The following is a 15,690-nucleotide window of genomic DNA, read 5'->3' on the forward strand; positions in this document are numbered from 1 at the left end:
ATCTGCTTTGCTTCCAAAGGAGCAACCAGATTAGCGAACAGTTGTACGCCAAACAACTCCGATCAGCTAAAACCGAACAGACGTTTCCAGAAGGGGCGGCGCTCGGGCTCATCGTTGCCGGCCATCTGGTCCAGTCTTTCCTGTACCAATCCGTAAAGCGTGCCGTCTGGGAAGCGGTTATCCTTATCGGGCTCACCCACTTCACAGCCGGTCAAAAGCGCCAGCGCTTCCTCTACATTGTCGACTTGAAACAGGTGGAACTGTCCGGATTCAACCGCTTCGATAACATCATCGCTCAAATTCAGCTGACGAGTGTTTGCTCTAGGCAGGATCACGCCCTGGCTTCCGGTGAGGCCACGGTAGCGACAAACGTGGAAGAAGCCTTCGATCTTCTCGTTTATCCCACCAATTGCCTGCACATTGCCAAACTGGTCGATCGCTCCGGTGAGCGCCAGTCCCTGCTTTACAGGGGCTTCGGCAATGGTGGAGATCAGGCTGCAGTATTCTGCCAACGACGCGCTGTCACCATCGATGGTCTGGTAGGACTGCTCAAAAACGATGTTGGCGCTCAGGTGGAGCGGCTCATCCTGGCCAAAGATTCGGTAGAGGCAGGCGGACAGGATCATCATCCCTTTGGCGTGGATGTTGCCACCGAGCTCGGACTTCCGCTCAATGTCCGCAACCTCACCGTCGCCGTAGTGCACGGATACGGTAATGCGTGCCGGCTCGCCGTAGCTGTGGCCACAATAATCCACTACGGTCAGGCCGTTAATCTGGCCAACCTTTTCGCCTTCGGTATCGACACGAACCAGCGCCTCTTCGACGTTGCGTTGAGCGTAGATCTCGACACTGTTATGGCGATGTCGCTGCTGCTTCAGCGCATCCTGCACCCGTTCGGAGGTGATGGGGCCTTCGCTTTCGCATTGTCCCAACAGCAAACCCATTTCGTGCCAGGCCAGTGTCAATCTGCCCTGGTGTTCACAGGAGCGACTGGCGTGGCGGGCGAGGGCAGTCAGCGCCCCATTCTCCAGTCGTCGACCGGTGTAGAGCAATGACACTTGTTGTGCCGACGCTCCCCAGAGTTGGGCGTCCTCATCGGAATCGACAAACCACTCGGGTTGGGCTTCCGCCATCAGGCTGAACAGGTCGGTGAAGTTGGGGTCCAGTGCGTCGAGGGTGTCATAGTCGAGCACATCGCCGAGGATAACCACCTTGCAGCAGACCGGGATCTGAATGGGAGAGCCACTGAAGGCGATGTAACCCCGCTTCAGCGCTTCCTTGACCATAAACCAGCGGCTGGGCTTCTGCAGCAGTCCTTCGGCCGGGATCACCAACACCTCGGAGCTGGCCAACAGCCCTGCGTGATAGGCGCCGCTTTTGTCGACGCTTCCCAGCATCGTGTTGCGGGACAGGGGTTGATCTACGAACCGGAGTGGCGTCAGTTCCACCAATGCGGAAAGGGTTGCCTCGTCTGGAATGGCTTCGCCGTTGGGCAGTGTCCGCTTGGCGAACTGTTCCGCCGTGAGCTTGACCAGAGCTTGCGCTTCACCGTTAACCACGGACGCCAATATACCCGGGCTGACCTGCAACGGTTGTTGCTGGTGCAGGGCTTCGATCAGTGCTTCACCGTCAAAGCCTGGGAAGGCGGTGACAAAAAGGTGCTGGTTACTGCAGCGGCGAAACAGAGACCAGGCGCTAACGCACCGCTCCTGACCCAGCATCCAGGGGCTGGTGTGTGGGGCAGTGGCGTCGGGATCAAGTTGAGGGTAGTGCGGCTTAAGTGCCGACGGGGCCAAGCGCAATTGGGGCAAGGGTGGCTCTCCGGAAAAAAAACAGTCCGCCACTATACCATAGCGGCTGTAGGACAGCCCGGATGGCGGCCTGAATGTTGGCCAACCCCCTTTGGTTAAATGACAAAGTGTGGGTTTAAGTGCGATTTTTATGGGATACTGTATGGGCATACAGTATTGGGTAAAACTATGACCTCTGACCGTCCACCAGCGCTGCCTCTGTTCGATACCTTGCGACACTTTGAGTCCAGTAATCCCTTCATTAATCAGCATCTGGCTTCGTTGGTTTGCCAGGGTATTGATGACGCATCCCTGAGTTATGAGCACGCCCTCGATTTTCTGGTGGAGCAGCGCCATAACGAGAACAATTACAAATCACACCGCAGTGAACTCACCACTTTTTTGCACTGGTGTTGGTGCGAAGAGGGCGTGTCGTTGCAGCAGGTGGATCGTCGCCTTCTCGTGCGCTATCTGGATTATTGCCAGTCACCACCTCCAGCGTTGATTGGCTATCGGAACGTGGCACAGTTTCTGGCAGCCAAAGGGGAAACCGAACGTCGACCTAATCCAAACTGGCGTCCGTTCTTGGGGCGGATGGAGATGGGGGAAAAACTGCCTTATCGGCTTAGTGTTTCTGCCATCAAGACCAAGCTTGCACTGCTTTCTGCCTTCTTTACTTACCTCAATGATGTCGAATACACCGACCGTAATCCGGCGGCCCTGTTACTCAAACGGGCAAAAGCGCGCTACGCCGGACAAAGCGGCCTGGGTGAAGAGACGCCGATGAAGGCGTTTACGGAACTGCAGTGGTCGTACGTACTGGGGGCCGCGACACGATTGGCCAATGAGCAACCGGAACAGTACGAGCGCACACTGTTTCTGGTGTCGTTGCTGTACAGCTGTTATTTGCGGGTTTCCGAAGTGTCAGCACGTCCCGGCTTCAGCCCGGTGATGGGGCAATTTCGCCGGGACAGTAAAACCGGCGTGTGGGGATTCTTTGTGCCGATGAGCAAAGGCGGTAAAAGTCGGACCGTTGCGCTGTCCGATGCGATGCTGAACGCGCTGAAGCGATACCGGGAATATCTCGGTTTGCCCGCGATGCCGGCACCGAAGGAACTGACCCCGCTGTTTTGCCGCCACCGTGCGGCGCAGCGAGGCCGGGATGTGGGTGAACTTAATGCCAACCTAGGTCAACGCCAAATCCGGGAGTTGGTGGATGGACTGATCTCAGTGGCCTCTCAGGACGCTGCCGCGGATGGGTTGGCGGATGATGCCAGGGAGATGGCTGAGATGACGGTGCACAGTTTGCGTCACACCGGCATCTCTCACGACATCAATCTTAACGGGCGACCTTTGTCTCACGTTCAGGCCGATGCGGGCCATGATTCCATCGATACGACCAGTCACTATTTGCACACCAGTCAGGTAGAGCGCCATCAGACCGCGAGGACCAAGCCTCTAGACCATCTTGGGTTTGCTGCTGACTAGTAGAGTCCCTGACCCGGGTGGCTGTTGAAGTGCCCAAGGTCGTCCAGATAGAGCATCAGGGTTTTGGGATCACGGTGCCCGGAGATCTTCATGACTTCACTGATCGGCGCGCCTTTGAGCAGCGCCGAATCGATAAAGCCCCGACGCAAGCTGTGTCCGGATACGCCGCCGTGGCTTGCCTCCATGCCAATTCCCTGAGCCCTTTTCATAATGATTCGGGCAACGGAGCTGGGGTGCAGAGGTTTTGCTAACGGCTGGCGATTGCGGTTTGCACGGCGGAACAGCGGGCCCTGTTGGGCGCCAAGTCGCATCATATAGCGTTGCAACAAGGCAACCGGGCAGCGGCTGGGATCCTGGCCCGCTACAATCGGCACCTGACTGAATTCACTGCGTCGCTTTCGGGTTTCGAAACCCAGGTTGGCGCCATTAGGGTAGAGCCGAACATCTTCAATCTTGAGAGAAGCGAGGTCACTCACCCGCAGTGCGCCGGCAAAGCCAACCGCCAGTAGCGTCTTGTCTCTCAGGTCGACAAATTCCTGTTCCTCCATCCGGTGCATCAACTCGGCCATCGGGTCGCTACCCAGACCTTTTGCTCGTTTCGGGCGAGTCGGCAGCAACCGAACGACACCGGCAAGGTGATCCTGAACCAGGGTGCTGGCTGCAGGATTGGGGGATCGTCCTTGCTGAGACATCCACCATTTCAGCGTTGAGAGTCGACGACGAATGGAACGTACTGAGAGGGGAGGGCCGGAAACCAACGTGGACTGGCCATTGTGGGGATTGTAGGTCAGTCGGTTGGGACGTCCTTCACAGGCCATATGTGTCATCCACAGGCACAGGTCAGCATCGGTTGCTCGTTCTGGATTGATGCCATGCGCCTGACACCAGTAACCATACTGCCTTAGATCAGAACGTCGCGCCTGCCAGGTTTTCTCCGACAGTCGAGCTCGATGCACCTGGTCCAGCAAGGCCTGATCGATCGAATCGACTGCGATGCTAAGCCCTTGTTTTGGCGAGATTAAAGCAGGTGCATCCGGTGTCATCGGAGAACGGAACCTAAGGTGTTTATATGCGTGGATCGGATCCTAATGGGTTTGGCATATTAGATCAACTAACGGCAATTATCTGATCTAATCGGTGCCAGCCTTCAACAAAAGGGGAGCGCAAACTCCCCGGTAACGGGTCTTCAGAAATCGGTGTTTTCGAGCTCTCGAGCCATCCAACAGATGGTTTCAGAGTAGGAGTCCAGCTGGTATTGCTGGCGAATCTTGTCGAGGGCAGCCAGTGCATCGGCATCGAGATCGATGGCTTTCTTAGCCCGGCTTTGACGATGGAGATGGGTGCTGTAGCGGCGGCGTAACATAGGAAGACGCCCAGCGCCGAAGGTGAGCTCAATAAACTCCGTCAATTCTTGCTCTAAGGTGCGGTCGAATTCCGCTTCCCGCGCTCGCCATTGTGGCATCTGCTGTTCTCGGATGCGCAAGCGCCAGTTGTCGGGGTCGGCCAGACTGGCGTAACGAACCAGGAATGGCGATGAACGGGTAATCAGAAACTCGACGAAATCACAGGTGATGGGAAGCGGGCGGGCCATAAAACACTAAAATGATGGAACAGGGTCATGATTGTACCACATGTGACAGCGGTGGAATTGCTCAGACTCGCCGGTCATCCTACTGATTTTTGCGCGAAATTAACCCTCTCTCCTGAGGTAGATACTGGGCGATTTTCACGCTATCACTGTCACATGATTCATTGTCATTTTCTGTCGTTTTTGAGGGCAGGGCATCGGTCAAGTGGTGACAATTTGCGTTGTCACATGTGGTAACCGGAGGCGAAAGTGTCAGTAATGGGACTGCGATTTAATCTGTTAGCGCAGCGCGCGGCTGATAAGGGCTACGGCATCAAAGTGAATCAGCATCACCCGGAGCGGTATGATTTGTATGCGCTCAGTGATCACAGCCACGACCACAGCGTTTACGACATCAGTTACGAAGCGCTGCTCGAAGAACTCCAGGAGATTGAAGAGGAGGACAGTTAGTTGATAACGCTGTTTCAGCCCGAATGCCAGTTGGCAAGAAGAGCAGGGCGGCCGGACCAAAATTGTCGAGTCAGGAATAGTCTGCCAACTGTTGGCTAAAGGGCTCCGAGTCGATAGGCAAAGCCATCTCTGTCTGCGGCGCACGTCGTTACCGAAAAGTCGAGGCGCTCCCAACGTAAAGCGCGGCACCATGCGCTTTACGCTTTGAGCTGTTCGGGCCACTAAAAGGCTCAAATCTCATCGTTTCCTACGCGCCTGGATCAGCATCATGGCTCAGCCAACAGGCCGGATCCACCACTGTCACATGTGATAGGTAAGTCTGCCTGGTGCGGTTCGGCTGTTAACTAAAGCGCCGGGTTAACAGACTTCGATGCCGATAATCCTAATTATCGGCATTACGCTGTCGATGGCCTGAGTTGTTTGATTCTACTGGACGCCAGAACCTTAACGAGGCGGTTCAAAACTGATTCTGCAAAGCAAGTGACGGTCACCAGCGTTGTTAATCCCATCAGGCTCGCAGCCAATAGCGATTCTTAAAACTGGCACTGCTGGAAACATCCAACCTTCGATTGGTCAGTGTGGATTGCCGACCTAGCCAGGTACAGTTTGGCGTAGCCGTTTTTCCTATAACTAGACTCGGCTACGCAGGACGGTCATCAGCGGACTCCGACACAGACCACGACACGTAACGGCAGGCATCCTTGAGTTCACACCTCGAGGAATATTTATTTGGCTCGGCCGATAATCCGGATTGAATGTCGGAGCGTCAGTCCAGGACTCAAAGCGCGTACGGCAATGGATTATCGGCACCGGTTGGGTTGATCGTTCGCATGCAACCATCCAGAAATGAAGTCGGCTTGATGCGAATCGCCACAGCAACCGTTAGGATGGTTTTGGAACCAGAGGCTGCCGATAAACTAAGTGCTCAGTGATGATAGACGTAAAGTTGCAATCCGTTGTTATGCAGACCAACGCGAGAATCACGAAGCAACGCAGGAACCCTGAACGGTCAAATTCCGTACTAAGCCCCAAACCCTGACCCGGGATTCAATCTGATACTACACTGCGCACAATGTATATTATGTTAAATACGCAGTGGATGAACACAGGGCTCCCGCCTTTTTGGATTTCGCGTTCGCTCAGACACCCGTGCCGTCTGACCTGCTTTGGTCTAATCGTTAAAATGCGCGCCAGCTTTTACCGAGGCTCGCTTGTCCGGAAAAATAGCCATTGTTTGGCTCAGCAGCTTTGTCCTACTCGGTATCCCGGCCACTGCTATCGGCTTTTCAGAAAATGGGATTGTGACATGGTTGCCACCCTGATGGTGGCTGGTTGGTGTGCCCAGTTAAGGCACTCAATCTCTCGCAGTATATCTGGCATTGGCCAATTAGTCGGTTCCTGGTTCGGGACTATCCCGCTGAGAAACGAGATAGCGATATCGGTTTCACCAATAACCATAAATCTTCCGTCTTGATATGCGCCTGTCGAAGAGAATGCATTCCTTTCGATTAATGCGGGATCGCCTAATCCTTATTCGCGGTTTAAAGGGCTAAACCACCTGGTGAATCGATATATTCTTGTCAGGTACAGATGCCGATGATTATGCGTTTTCAGCACGTATCGTGAATGCATCATCTGTCCTTATTGTGTGTTTTACGCAGGCATTCTCAGCCGATGCCTGCACATTCGCGACAACCTGTAGCCATTTCATCCGGTGATGAACGCCTGGTAATCTTTCGGTTCTAGTGCGGTCAAAGGCTGAATGCCACCATCTCGTCGACGTGGAGTATATTACATTTCATTAGACAGATAGTTTGGCCTTTGACTTCCCTACCCTATTTTTGGTTCGCATCAGGGACAAAAAAAGCGCCATCAGGCGCTTTTTATTTCAGGCTGTTTTAGGCTGTCCCAACCACTGGAAATGATGATTAGCTTTTTTCCCGACCAGACCGGCCGTCATCATTTCATCGAATAAGGCATTCACTTCATCCACTGAAAGCTTAAAGTGTCGGGCTACCGCTTTTTTACTGCAGAGCACCTGGTGGGTATCCAATGCCTCGCTGACCTGCTTCAACAGTGACACTGGCTCCGTTGACCCCTGCGCCTCGGAAGCACCTTCATCTGACGGCTCCAGGTAAGGCAGATAACCCGCGGGCTCTTCCCGCTTGGGCTCGTCGGCCTGCGCATGGTCCCGGCGCTCATTACGGCAATAGTAGTGGCGGAAGCGCTGCTCCTCACCAATCAAACCGACGAAGAACGCTGCGAAGAAATCGAGCAAGATAGAGAGGAACACCACCAGCCCGAGCTGGGCTTGTTGTGAGGTGGTGCCGAACGCCTTGGCCAGACTGTCGATCAAACCCAGCACCGAGCCCTGGGCTACAGGCGGCAAGCTGTCCCGCTCCATCGCGAGACGCTGCTGTTGCTCGCGCAGCGCGTTGTTTTGCTCCTGTATGCGGGTCACGCCAGTGGCGATGCGCTCCATCTCGATGTACTTCTCGGCGGCGAGGTTATTGAGTGCAATCTGTTGGTCGATAGACGCTATCTGGCGGTTAAACGCCTCAACTTTGGCCTGCTCGACCGCCATGTGGCTTTGGGCAGTATTGGTGGCACTGTTGATGCCGCCGATGCTGCCACCGATCGAGATCACCGCCAATACCAGATAGAACACCAGTGCTGTTGCGGCTCCACTGAGGTTTTTGTGGGAGCGACGTTCGCCAAACTCATACCAGGCGTAGAATTTTCCGGCTTCAAAGATGATTGCCAAGCCGCCGAACAGCGCCTGCATCATCGGGTTTTCATCGATAGACAAAAACAGCAAAAGAGAGAAAACCGTGGAGGCCAGAATCGCGGCGCCAGTAAAGGTATAAACACTGACCATGGCGAATCGGCCTTTGGGATATCGATACCCGATTTGTTGCTCGTATTTCATTAGGGATGTTCAGTTGCGCCCAGAGAACTCTGGCTATGTATCGGAAGGCGCAAAAGAATACTCCACTGCCGGCCACTTTGCAGTCGCAAAGGATTTATTTCCGAACAAGTGGATAAACACCCATCAGCTCGCGGAAATATTCGTCGTTGAGTGGTGGTTTTACGGCCAGAGAATAACCGGCCGGTTGGCTATTAGAAGGGCGATTCGTTACTCAGTGGGCGCATCCGCTAACCAGTCAAACAGATGGTGGTGCTGCTCACCCTTTTCATCTTCGGTGGTCACAAACAGACGCCACACCATGTAGCCGGAGGAGCAGGACCCGTAGATCACTTCAGCATTCCCCTGCTCATCAAACCGAACGGGGATGACGCCCATAAACATGTCGCGGCCCTCAATGCGCGAAGCAACCAGTTTTTGGTCATCAGGTAGCGTCAGGTGGAATGTCAGCGGCTCTTCGCTGGGAGCGGAAAATGGGGTGACGGCCAGCGTGGCACCATTGCGGGTGCACTCGCCCTGCTGAAATTGACACAGCGTCGGGTCCCACGTTTCGTTCTTTTCAGCCTGGGGATCTGAACAGCCGGAGAGGGCTGCCGCGACAATAATGATTGGTGCGTACTTCATAACAAATCCATCTGACAAGGACAGGCAAATGGTATCGAAACACGGCTTGAAGGTCAGCTTTTTGTATCGTGCATTAACCGCTGGTCAGTTCTTAACCCCTTGCCGGACGGTCACTTTTACATCAGTAGTCCATTTCTTTACCTATCTGATAACAGTTGTTTGCTACTTTGATCCAGATCAGTCTTTTCCGTTCAGCCCTCACTGGGTTTTTTGACCTGCCTCAAGTATCATGGTCGCGCCTTGATAAATATCACGTTGCGGCAAACAGTGGGACGCGAGCAGGCCCAAGAACTGTCGTCCTGCCGCCAGGCACACAGTAAATGCAGAAATTGCAGTGGAAGCATCGATATGAACCTGACTCATTCGCAAACCGACTACAACTATAAAGTTGTAAGACAGTTTGCCATCATGACTGTTGTATGGGGCATCGTCGGCATGGCTGTGGGGGTGTTGATCGCCGCCCAGTTGATCTGGCCCGCCCTGAATTTTGACACTCCGTGGCTGACCTACAGCCGTCTTCGTCCCCTTCACACCAACGCGGTAATCTTCGCCTTTGGTACCAGTGCCCTGTTTGCCACGTCCTACTACGTGGTTCAGCGCACCTGCCAAACCCGCCTGTTTTCCGACAAGCTGGCTGCCTTCACCTTCTGGGGTTGGCAGGCGATCATTGTGGCTGCCGCAATCACCCTGCCGCTCGGCATCTCCACCAGTAAGGAGTACGCTGAGCTGGAATGGCCGATCGACATCGCCATTACCGTTGTCTGGGTGTGTTATGCCCTGGTGTTCTTCGGCACCATGATCAAGCGTAAAACCAGCCACATCTATGTTGCCAACTGGTTCTTCGGTGCCTTCATCATTACGGTAGCGGTGCTGCACGTTGTGAACTCCATGGCCATTCCGTTGAGCATGTGGAAGTCCTACTCCATCTACGCCGGGGCCGTCGACGCCATGGTGCAGTGGTGGTATGGCCACAATGCGGTAGGCTTCCTGCTGACTGCCGGGTTCCTGGGTATGATGTACTACTTCGTACCGAAGCAGGCTGAACGTCCGGTTTACTCCTACCGCCTGTCCATCGTGCACTTCTGGGCGCTGATCTCCCTCTACATCTGGGCTGGCCCGCACCATCTGCACTACACTGCCCTGCCCGACTGGACTCAGTCTCTGGGTATGGTGATGTCCCTGATCCTGTTCGCACCGTCCTGGGGTGGCATGATCAACGGCATCATGACCCTGTCAGGCGCCTGGCATAAGCTGCGCACCGACCCGATTCTTCGCTTCCTGATCGTGTCTCTGTCCTTCTACGGTATGTCCACCTTTGAAGGCCCGATGATGTCCATCAAGACCGTAAACGCCCTGTCTCACTACACCGATTGGACCGTAGGTCACGTACACTCCGGTGCGCTGGGTTGGGTTGCCATGGTTTCCATCGGTTCTCTGTACCACCTGATCCCGATTCTGTTTGGCCAAACCCGCATGTACAGCGTCAAGCTGATCAACACGCACTTCTGGCTGGCCACCATCGGTACCGTGCTGTACATCGTTGCCATGTGGATCTCCGGCGTAATGCAGGGCCTGATGTGGCGCGCGGTTAACGCCGACGGCACCCTGACCTACAGCTTCGTTGAAGCCCTGTCGGCCTCCTATCCGTTCTACTTCGTACGCTTCGTGGGCGGTGTCTTCTTCCTGGCTGGCATGTTCCTGATGGCGTACAACGTCTACCGTACCGTGAAAGCACCGAAGGGCAGCATCGCGGATCAACCGGCAGTCGCTGCGGCATAAGGAGTACCGACCATGAAATTCAAGCACGAGATTGTTGAAAAGAACGTCGGTCTGCTGGCCATCTTTACCGTGATCGCCATCAGTTTCGGTGGCGTAGCAGAGATTGTCCCGCTGATTTTCCAACAGGAGACCACGCAGCCGGTTGATGGCCTGAAGCCCTACACCGCACTGCAGATGGAAGGTCGCGACGTTTACATCCGCGAAGGTTGTGCCAACTGTCACAGCCAGATGATTCGTCCGTTCCGCGCCGAAACCGAGCGCTATGGCCACTACTCCGTTGCCGGTGAACACGTTTGGGAGCACCCCTTCCTGTGGGGCTCTAAGCGTACCGGTCCGGACCTGGCACGCGTTGGCGGCCGTTACTCCGATGATTGGCACCGTGTCCACCTGATTGACCCGCGTGCCGTTGTGCCGGAGTCCAACATGCCGGGTTTCCCCTGGCTGGAAGACAACGAGCTGGACGGCAAGTACACGGCTGAAAAGCTGAAGTTGTTCCGGGATAAGTTCGGCGTACCTTACGGCTCTGATGAAGAGATCGAGAAGGACGCAGAAAGTGTCAAAGGTAAAACCGAGATGGATGCCATCATCGCTTACCTGCAGGTCCTGGGCACCGCGCTGAAATAAGGAAGAGACAATGGATTACGGTACCTTTCACGGCTTTTACACCCTGTTCCTGATGTTCGCGATGATCGGGGTGTTCGCCTGGGCTTACTCCAAGAAAAGGAAGCCGTCTTTCGACGAGGCCGCCAATCTGGTGTTCGACGACGAAGACAAAGCGAAGGGATCCATTAAGGAGTAATCGCAGATGAGTAACATTTTGAGTGTGATCGTCATCTTCTGTGTTCTGGCGGTCATGGTAGGCAGCTTGCTGCTGCTTATCTGGTGCCAGAAAGACAAGATGGGGAAAGAGGAAGGTGAGTCCATGGGCCACACCTTCGACGGCATCGAGGAGATCAACAACCCGCTGCCGAAGTGGTGGAGCTACATGTTTGTTCTCACCATCGTGTTTGGTGTGGGTTACCTGGCGCTCTACCCGGGCATGGGTAACTTCGCCGGCCTGCTGAACTGGACCTCCGCCAACAAGCAGGTGGTTAACCTGGAGCAGTCCCGCGAGCAGGCAGAAGCCGCCCGCGCCGAGGGCGCCACCGCACGGGTTCAGTACGACCGCGAAGTCGCCGCAGCTGATGACCATTTTGGTCCGATCTTCCAAGCGTTCGCTGCGCGTTCCATTGAAGACCTGGCCCAGGATGAAGACGCCAAGAAGATTGGTCAGCGTCTGTTCCTACAAAACTGTTCACAGTGCCATGGCTCCGACGCCAAGGGCAGCCGGGGTTTCCCTGACCTGACCGATGGAGGCTGGCTCTACGGTGGTGATCCGCAAACCATCAAGACCACCATCCTTAATGGTCGTCGTGGCATGATGCCGCCGAAAGGTGGCCTGCCGATCACCGACGAGGAGATCCCGGCGCTGGCTGAGTATGTGCTGAGCCTGTCCGGTCGTGACCACGATGCCAGCCAGTTGGCTGCCGGTCAGGCTGCCTTTATGAAAGGCTGCTTCGCCTGTCACGGCATGGACGGCAAAGGCAACCCGCTGCTGGGTGCCCCGAACCTGACCGACGACGCTTGGGTGTATGGTGGTTCTCGTGGCTACATCATTGAGTCCATCACCAACGGTCGTGCTGGCGTTATGCCGGCCTGGAAAGACCTGCTCGGTGAAGACAAGGTACATCTGATCACCGCCTACGTGTACAGCCTCAGTGCGGACAGCACTGGCAGTGCAGAGGCCGCTGAGTAAGCCTGATACGCCCCGCCCAGTGCGGGGCGTTTTCCTTTATGGGCCCAGTGCAACATGCCACTAACGGCGCCCAAACGAATTCCCAGCATTGTCGATTGATTACACAAACAGCAAATGGAATCGGCAATCGTAAAATTGATAGTGCGATCCCCTTATCGCCTCAGTAGTATGGGAGCCCGCTCCCAATGGAAGGTAGAAACATGAAAGTGACCCCCTGGTATAAGCAGTTCTGGCCCTGGTTCCTGATTATCCTGCCCCTCTGCGCCGTCGCCGCTTCGGTTTACACCTTTTATCTGGCTTCAACGTCCCAGTTTTCGATGGTCTCCGAGGACTATTACAAGGAAGGCAAAGGCATTAACCAGGACCTGTCCCGCATTCGCGCCGCGAAAAACCTGGGACTGACCTTTGCACTGGAAGTGGATAACGATGAGATCCGCATCGTCCAGCACGGTGGCAAAACCATTGATACCGCCATCGAACTCGAATTCCACCATGCCACGCTGGAGCAGCACGACTTCGTTGAGAAGTTGTTCCGTGATGGCACCGGCACCTACCGCCTGAACCTCGATGCGCCGTTGGAAGGCCGCTGGTTGGTTCAGATTGACGCCTACGACCAAAGCTGGCGCCTGCAGACTCGCGCTACCCTGCCCCACGATGGTGTGATCTGGTTGAACTGAATATGAGCGTCGCGATGAGTTCAGTGCGTTGTTACCACTGCGATGAGCCGGTGCCGGCCAATGCCCCTTTCTCCGCCACCATCGACGGTGTCGCCCAGCCCATGTGCTGCCCCGGCTGTGCGGCTGTAGCGGACGCTATTGTCGCTGCTGGGTTGTCGGACTATTACCGTTATCGTACCGAGAAGGGCCAGCAACAGGATGTGCCCGAGGCACTGGCCAGCCTGATCGCCTACGACCTCGATGAAGTTCAACAAGAGTTTGTCGCGGCCCGGGGTGACCTGAAAGAGGTCCTGTTGTCGGTTGAGGGGATCAGCTGCGCCGCCTGTGCCTGGTTGATCGAGAAACACCTGGCCGCTCTGCCGGGTGTGGCACAGATCTCCGTAAACACCACCACTCAGCGTGCGGTATTACGTTGGGATGCCAGCCAACAAAAACTCTCTGACCTGCTGCTTTCAATGAATCTGATCGGCTATCAGGCTGCGCCGTTCCAGCAGGACGCTCAGGAAGCGAAAAACGCCCGGGAGAGCCAGAACTTCCTGCTTCGCATCGGTTTGGCCGGCTTGGCTACCATGCAGGTGATGATGCTGGCTGTCGCACTCTATACCGGCTACTTCTACGACCTGGAACCGGAGTACCGCGACTACTTCCGTTGGGTCAGCATGATCTTCGCCACCCCGGTGGTGCTCTACTCCGCCCAGCCCTTCTATTTCAGTGCACTGCGTGCGTTAATGAGTCTGCGGGTCAACATGGATGTGCCGGTATCCATCGCCATTCTTCTGGCCTACGTGGCCAGTTGCGTGGCCACCGCCCGGGGCACCGGTGAGGTGTTCTTCGAATCCATCTCCATGTTCACCTTCTTCCTGCTGGTCGGTCGCTTCTTTGAACAGCGGGCCCGCCGTAAAGCCAGCGAGAACGCCAGTAACCTGCAGAAGCTGATCCCCGCGACGGCCCTGTTGCTGGAGGACGGGGATGCGCGACAGGTTGCAGCAAAAAGTCTGAAGCCGGGCCAGGTGTACCGGGTATTGCCTGGCCAGCGTATTGCTGTGGATGGGGTATTGCTGTCAGGCCAGAGCGGCGTCAATGAATCGATGCTGACCGGCGAACAGGAACCGGTTCAAAAGCAGCCCGGTGCCCCCCTGTATGCGGGCACCGTTAACCTGGACCAGACCATCGAAGTGGAAGTCACCAAAGTGGGCGCGGAACAGCGCATCAACACCTTGGTTCGCCTCCAGGAACAAGCCGCCGCACAAAAGCCGCAGATTGCGGAGTTCGCCGACCGGGTCGCCCAGTACTTTGTGCCGGTAATCCTGGTGTTGGCACTGGTCACCTATCTGGTGTGGCACCAACTGGCGCCGGAAGACGCTTTCTGGATCATGCTTTCGGTATTGGTCGCCACCTGTCCCTGCGCGCTGGCACTGGCCACACCGGCCGCCCTCACCTGCGGCACCAACCGCATGATGCAGCAGGGACTGCTGGTGAAAAGCGCTCGGGTGCTGGAAGCGCTCCCCCGAATTCAGCATCTACTGTTTGATAAAACCGGCACTCTGACTGAGGGACAGCTGAGCGTTAAGACCGTTCACGGCTTTGACAGCGCTGTATCTGAAACGCAGCTGCTTGCCCTTGCCGCCGCGCTGGAATCCCACTCCTCACACCCGGTAGCCCGCGCCTTCGCCCTTCACCGCGATGCCTCCATTCAGGCCAGTGACGTAAACAATCATACCGGCCAGGGTTTGGAGGGCGTTATCCATGGTCAGCATTATCGCATCGGCCAACAGGCCTTCGTCGGGACTGACCTCGGCCAATCCGGTTGGGTGTTTCTGGCCCGTGACGGCAAGGTGATCGGTGCCTTCGAACTGGCTGACCGACTTCGCAGTGACGCGGCTGACACCATCAGTAAACTGTCCGGTCAGGGCCTCAAATGCGAAATGCTGTCCGGGGATCCAAACCCCCGTGCACTGGAACTGGCCGAGCAGGTTAGCTTGAAGACCGCCCACTACGGCTGTTCACCCGAGCAAAAACTGGCGCGGGTTGCAGAGCTGCAACGCCAGGGCTGCCAGGTTGCCATGTTCGGTGACGGCATCAACGATGCCCCGGTTCTGGCCGGCGCCAACGTGTCAGTCGCGATGGGAAGCGGTACCGATTTGGCCAAATGCCACGCCGATCTGGTGCTGCTTGGTGATAAGCTGGGTCCGGTGGTCAATGCCATTGAAACGGCGCGTCAGACCAACCGGGTGATCCGTCAGAATCTGGCGATTTCGCTTTGCTACAACCTGCTGATCCTGCCTCTGGCAGTCAGTGGCAATGTACCGCCCTACCTCGCAGCAGCCGGGATGTCCCTCAGCTCCCTGGTGGTAGTGGCGAACAGCTTGCGCCTATTGAAGAAAACCTCATGAGCATCATCTACGTTCTGATCCCCATCGCTATTCTGTTTGTCTGCGTTGCCGTCGCCGCCTTCTTCTGGGCCGTGCGCAGCCGCCAGTATGACGATCTCGATCGCGAAGGCTACTCCATCCTGTTCGACGAAAAAGACCCGAAAGAGAAAAAGTGAACGGCGATTACCAATTCTTTGCCGC

At 55.8% G+C, this 15,690-nt stretch carries 14 protein-coding genes; 9 read left to right on the top strand and 5 right to left on the bottom strand.

Annotated elements, in window-relative coordinates:
* Positions 1 to 62 precede the first annotated feature (62 nt).
* Positions 63 to 1,811 carry a S16 family serine protease gene (locus FBAL_RS09660; RefSeq protein WP_013345405.1) on the bottom strand — a complete coding sequence of 583 codons (1,749 nt, stop codon included), beginning with the start codon at positions 1,809 to 1,811 and terminating at the stop codon, positions 63 to 65.
* A gap of 168 nt (positions 1,812 to 1,979) precedes the next feature.
* Between FBAL_RS09660 and FBAL_RS09665 the strand changes: the two genes are divergently transcribed.
* Entirely contained in the window at positions 1,980 to 3,278 is a 1,299-nt protein-coding gene (locus tag FBAL_RS09665) for a tyrosine-type recombinase/integrase (protein ID WP_013345406.1), read from the top strand.
* On the opposite strand, the gene FBAL_RS19945 is transcribed toward FBAL_RS09665, so the two are convergent.
* Positions 3,275 to 4,096: a tyrosine-type recombinase/integrase gene (locus tag FBAL_RS19945; RefSeq protein ID WP_171814260.1), complete on the bottom strand. Its 822-nt coding sequence runs from the start codon at positions 4,094 to 4,096 to the stop codon at positions 3,275 to 3,277. The two genes, FBAL_RS09665 and FBAL_RS19945, sit on opposite strands and share 4 nt — an antisense overlap.
* Before the next feature lie 368 nt (positions 4,097 to 4,464).
* Positions 4,465 to 4,869 carry a hypothetical protein gene (locus FBAL_RS09675; RefSeq protein ID WP_013345408.1) on the bottom strand — a complete coding sequence of 135 codons (405 nt, stop codon included), beginning with the start codon at positions 4,867 to 4,869 and terminating at the stop codon, positions 4,465 to 4,467.
* Between the two features lie 255 nt (positions 4,870 to 5,124).
* Here FBAL_RS09675 and FBAL_RS09680 point away from each other — a divergent pair, with 255 nt between their 5' ends.
* Positions 5,125 to 5,316, top strand: a complete 192-nt coding sequence (locus FBAL_RS09680) for a hypothetical protein (RefSeq protein WP_041251256.1) — start codon at positions 5,125 to 5,127, stop codon at positions 5,314 to 5,316.
* Between the two features lie 1,888 nt (positions 5,317 to 7,204).
* Here FBAL_RS09680 and FBAL_RS09685 read toward each other — a convergent pair.
* Entirely contained in the window at positions 7,205 to 8,245 is a 1,041-nt protein-coding gene (locus FBAL_RS09685) for a FeoC-like transcriptional regulator (RefSeq protein ID WP_013345410.1), read from the bottom strand.
* Positions 8,246 to 8,452: 207 nt separating this feature from the next.
* Positions 8,453 to 8,866: a hypothetical protein gene (locus tag FBAL_RS09690; RefSeq protein ID WP_013345411.1), complete on the bottom strand. Its 414-nt coding sequence runs from the start codon at positions 8,864 to 8,866 to the stop codon at positions 8,453 to 8,455.
* 348 nt (positions 8,867 to 9,214) lie between these two features.
* Between FBAL_RS09690 and ccoN the strand changes: the two genes are divergently transcribed.
* The 7 genes from ccoN to ccoS all read left to right on the top strand — a co-directional run bounded on the left by ccoN (position 9,215) and on the right by ccoS (position 15,665).
* Positions 9,215 to 10,645: a cytochrome-c oxidase, cbb3-type subunit I gene (ccoN, locus tag FBAL_RS09695; protein WP_013345412.1), complete on the top strand. Its 1,431-nt coding sequence runs from the start codon at positions 9,215 to 9,217 to the stop codon at positions 10,643 to 10,645.
* Positions 10,646 to 10,657: 12 nt separating this feature from the next.
* A complete protein-coding gene (ccoO, locus tag FBAL_RS09700; protein ID WP_013345413.1) occupies positions 10,658 to 11,269 on the top strand; it encodes a cytochrome-c oxidase, cbb3-type subunit II in 612 nt (203 codons plus the stop codon).
* 10 nt (positions 11,270 to 11,279) lie between these two features.
* On the top strand, positions 11,280 to 11,444 hold the full coding sequence (locus tag FBAL_RS09705) for a cbb3-type cytochrome oxidase subunit 3 (RefSeq protein WP_013345414.1): 165 nt from the start codon (positions 11,280 to 11,282) through the stop codon (positions 11,442 to 11,444).
* 6 nt (positions 11,445 to 11,450) lie between these two features.
* Entirely contained in the window at positions 11,451 to 12,440 is a 990-nt protein-coding gene (gene ccoP, locus FBAL_RS09710) for a cytochrome-c oxidase, cbb3-type subunit III (protein ID WP_013345415.1), read from the top strand.
* A gap of 200 nt (positions 12,441 to 12,640) precedes the next feature.
* Positions 12,641 to 13,117, top strand: coding sequence for a FixH family protein (locus tag FBAL_RS09715; protein ID WP_148226731.1), 477 nt, complete (start codon positions 12,641 to 12,643; stop codon positions 13,115 to 13,117).
* A 14-nt stretch (positions 13,118 to 13,131) separates the two neighbouring features.
* Positions 13,132 to 15,510 carry a heavy metal translocating P-type ATPase gene (locus FBAL_RS09720; RefSeq protein WP_013345417.1) on the top strand — a complete coding sequence of 793 codons (2,379 nt, stop codon included), beginning with the start codon at positions 13,132 to 13,134 and terminating at the stop codon, positions 15,508 to 15,510.
* A complete protein-coding gene (ccoS, locus tag FBAL_RS09725; protein WP_013345418.1) occupies positions 15,507 to 15,665 on the top strand; it encodes a cbb3-type cytochrome oxidase assembly protein CcoS in 159 nt (52 codons plus the stop codon). The genes FBAL_RS09720 and ccoS overlap by 4 nt, the downstream gene beginning before the upstream one ends.
* The last annotated feature ends 25 nt before the right edge of the window (positions 15,666 to 15,690 follow it).

It is taken from the genome of Ferrimonas balearica DSM 9799 (genome assembly GCF_000148645.1).
GTDB lineage: Bacteria > Pseudomonadota > Gammaproteobacteria > Enterobacterales > Shewanellaceae > Ferrimonas > Ferrimonas balearica.

Bases quoted from the DNA above. Each gene is read 5' to 3' on its own strand.
- FBAL_RS09665 (WP_013345406.1), top strand. From the start codon at position 1,980: ATGACCTCTGACCGTCCACCAGCGCTGCCTCTGTTCGATACCTTGCGA.
- FBAL_RS19945 (WP_171814260.1), bottom strand. From the start codon at position 4,096: ATGGCCTGTGAAGGACGTCCCAACCGACTGACCTACAATCCCCACAAT.
- FBAL_RS09675 (WP_013345408.1), bottom strand. From the start codon at position 4,869: ATGGCCCGCCCGCTTCCCATCACCTGTGATTTCGTCGAGTTTCTGATT.
- FBAL_RS09680 (WP_041251256.1), top strand. From the start codon at position 5,125: ATGGGACTGCGATTTAATCTGTTAGCGCAGCGCGCGGCTGATAAGGGC.
- FBAL_RS09685 (WP_013345410.1), bottom strand. From the start codon at position 8,245: ATGAAATACGAGCAACAAATCGGGTATCGATATCCCAAAGGCCGATTC.
- FBAL_RS09690 (WP_013345411.1), bottom strand. From the start codon at position 8,866: ATGAAGTACGCACCAATCATTATTGTCGCGGCAGCCCTCTCCGGCTGT.
- ccoN (WP_013345412.1), top strand. From the start codon at position 9,215: ATGAACCTGACTCATTCGCAAACCGACTACAACTATAAAGTTGTAAGA.
- ccoO (WP_013345413.1), top strand. From the start codon at position 10,658: ATGAAATTCAAGCACGAGATTGTTGAAAAGAACGTCGGTCTGCTGGCC.
- FBAL_RS09705 (WP_013345414.1), top strand. From the start codon at position 11,280: ATGGATTACGGTACCTTTCACGGCTTTTACACCCTGTTCCTGATGTTC.
- ccoP (WP_013345415.1), top strand. From the start codon at position 11,451: ATGAGTAACATTTTGAGTGTGATCGTCATCTTCTGTGTTCTGGCGGTC.
- FBAL_RS09715 (WP_148226731.1), top strand. From the start codon at position 12,641: ATGAAAGTGACCCCCTGGTATAAGCAGTTCTGGCCCTGGTTCCTGATT.
- FBAL_RS09720 (WP_013345417.1), top strand. From the start codon at position 13,132: ATGAGTTCAGTGCGTTGTTACCACTGCGATGAGCCGGTGCCGGCCAAT.
- ccoS (WP_013345418.1), top strand. From the start codon at position 15,507: ATGAGCATCATCTACGTTCTGATCCCCATCGCTATTCTGTTTGTCTGC.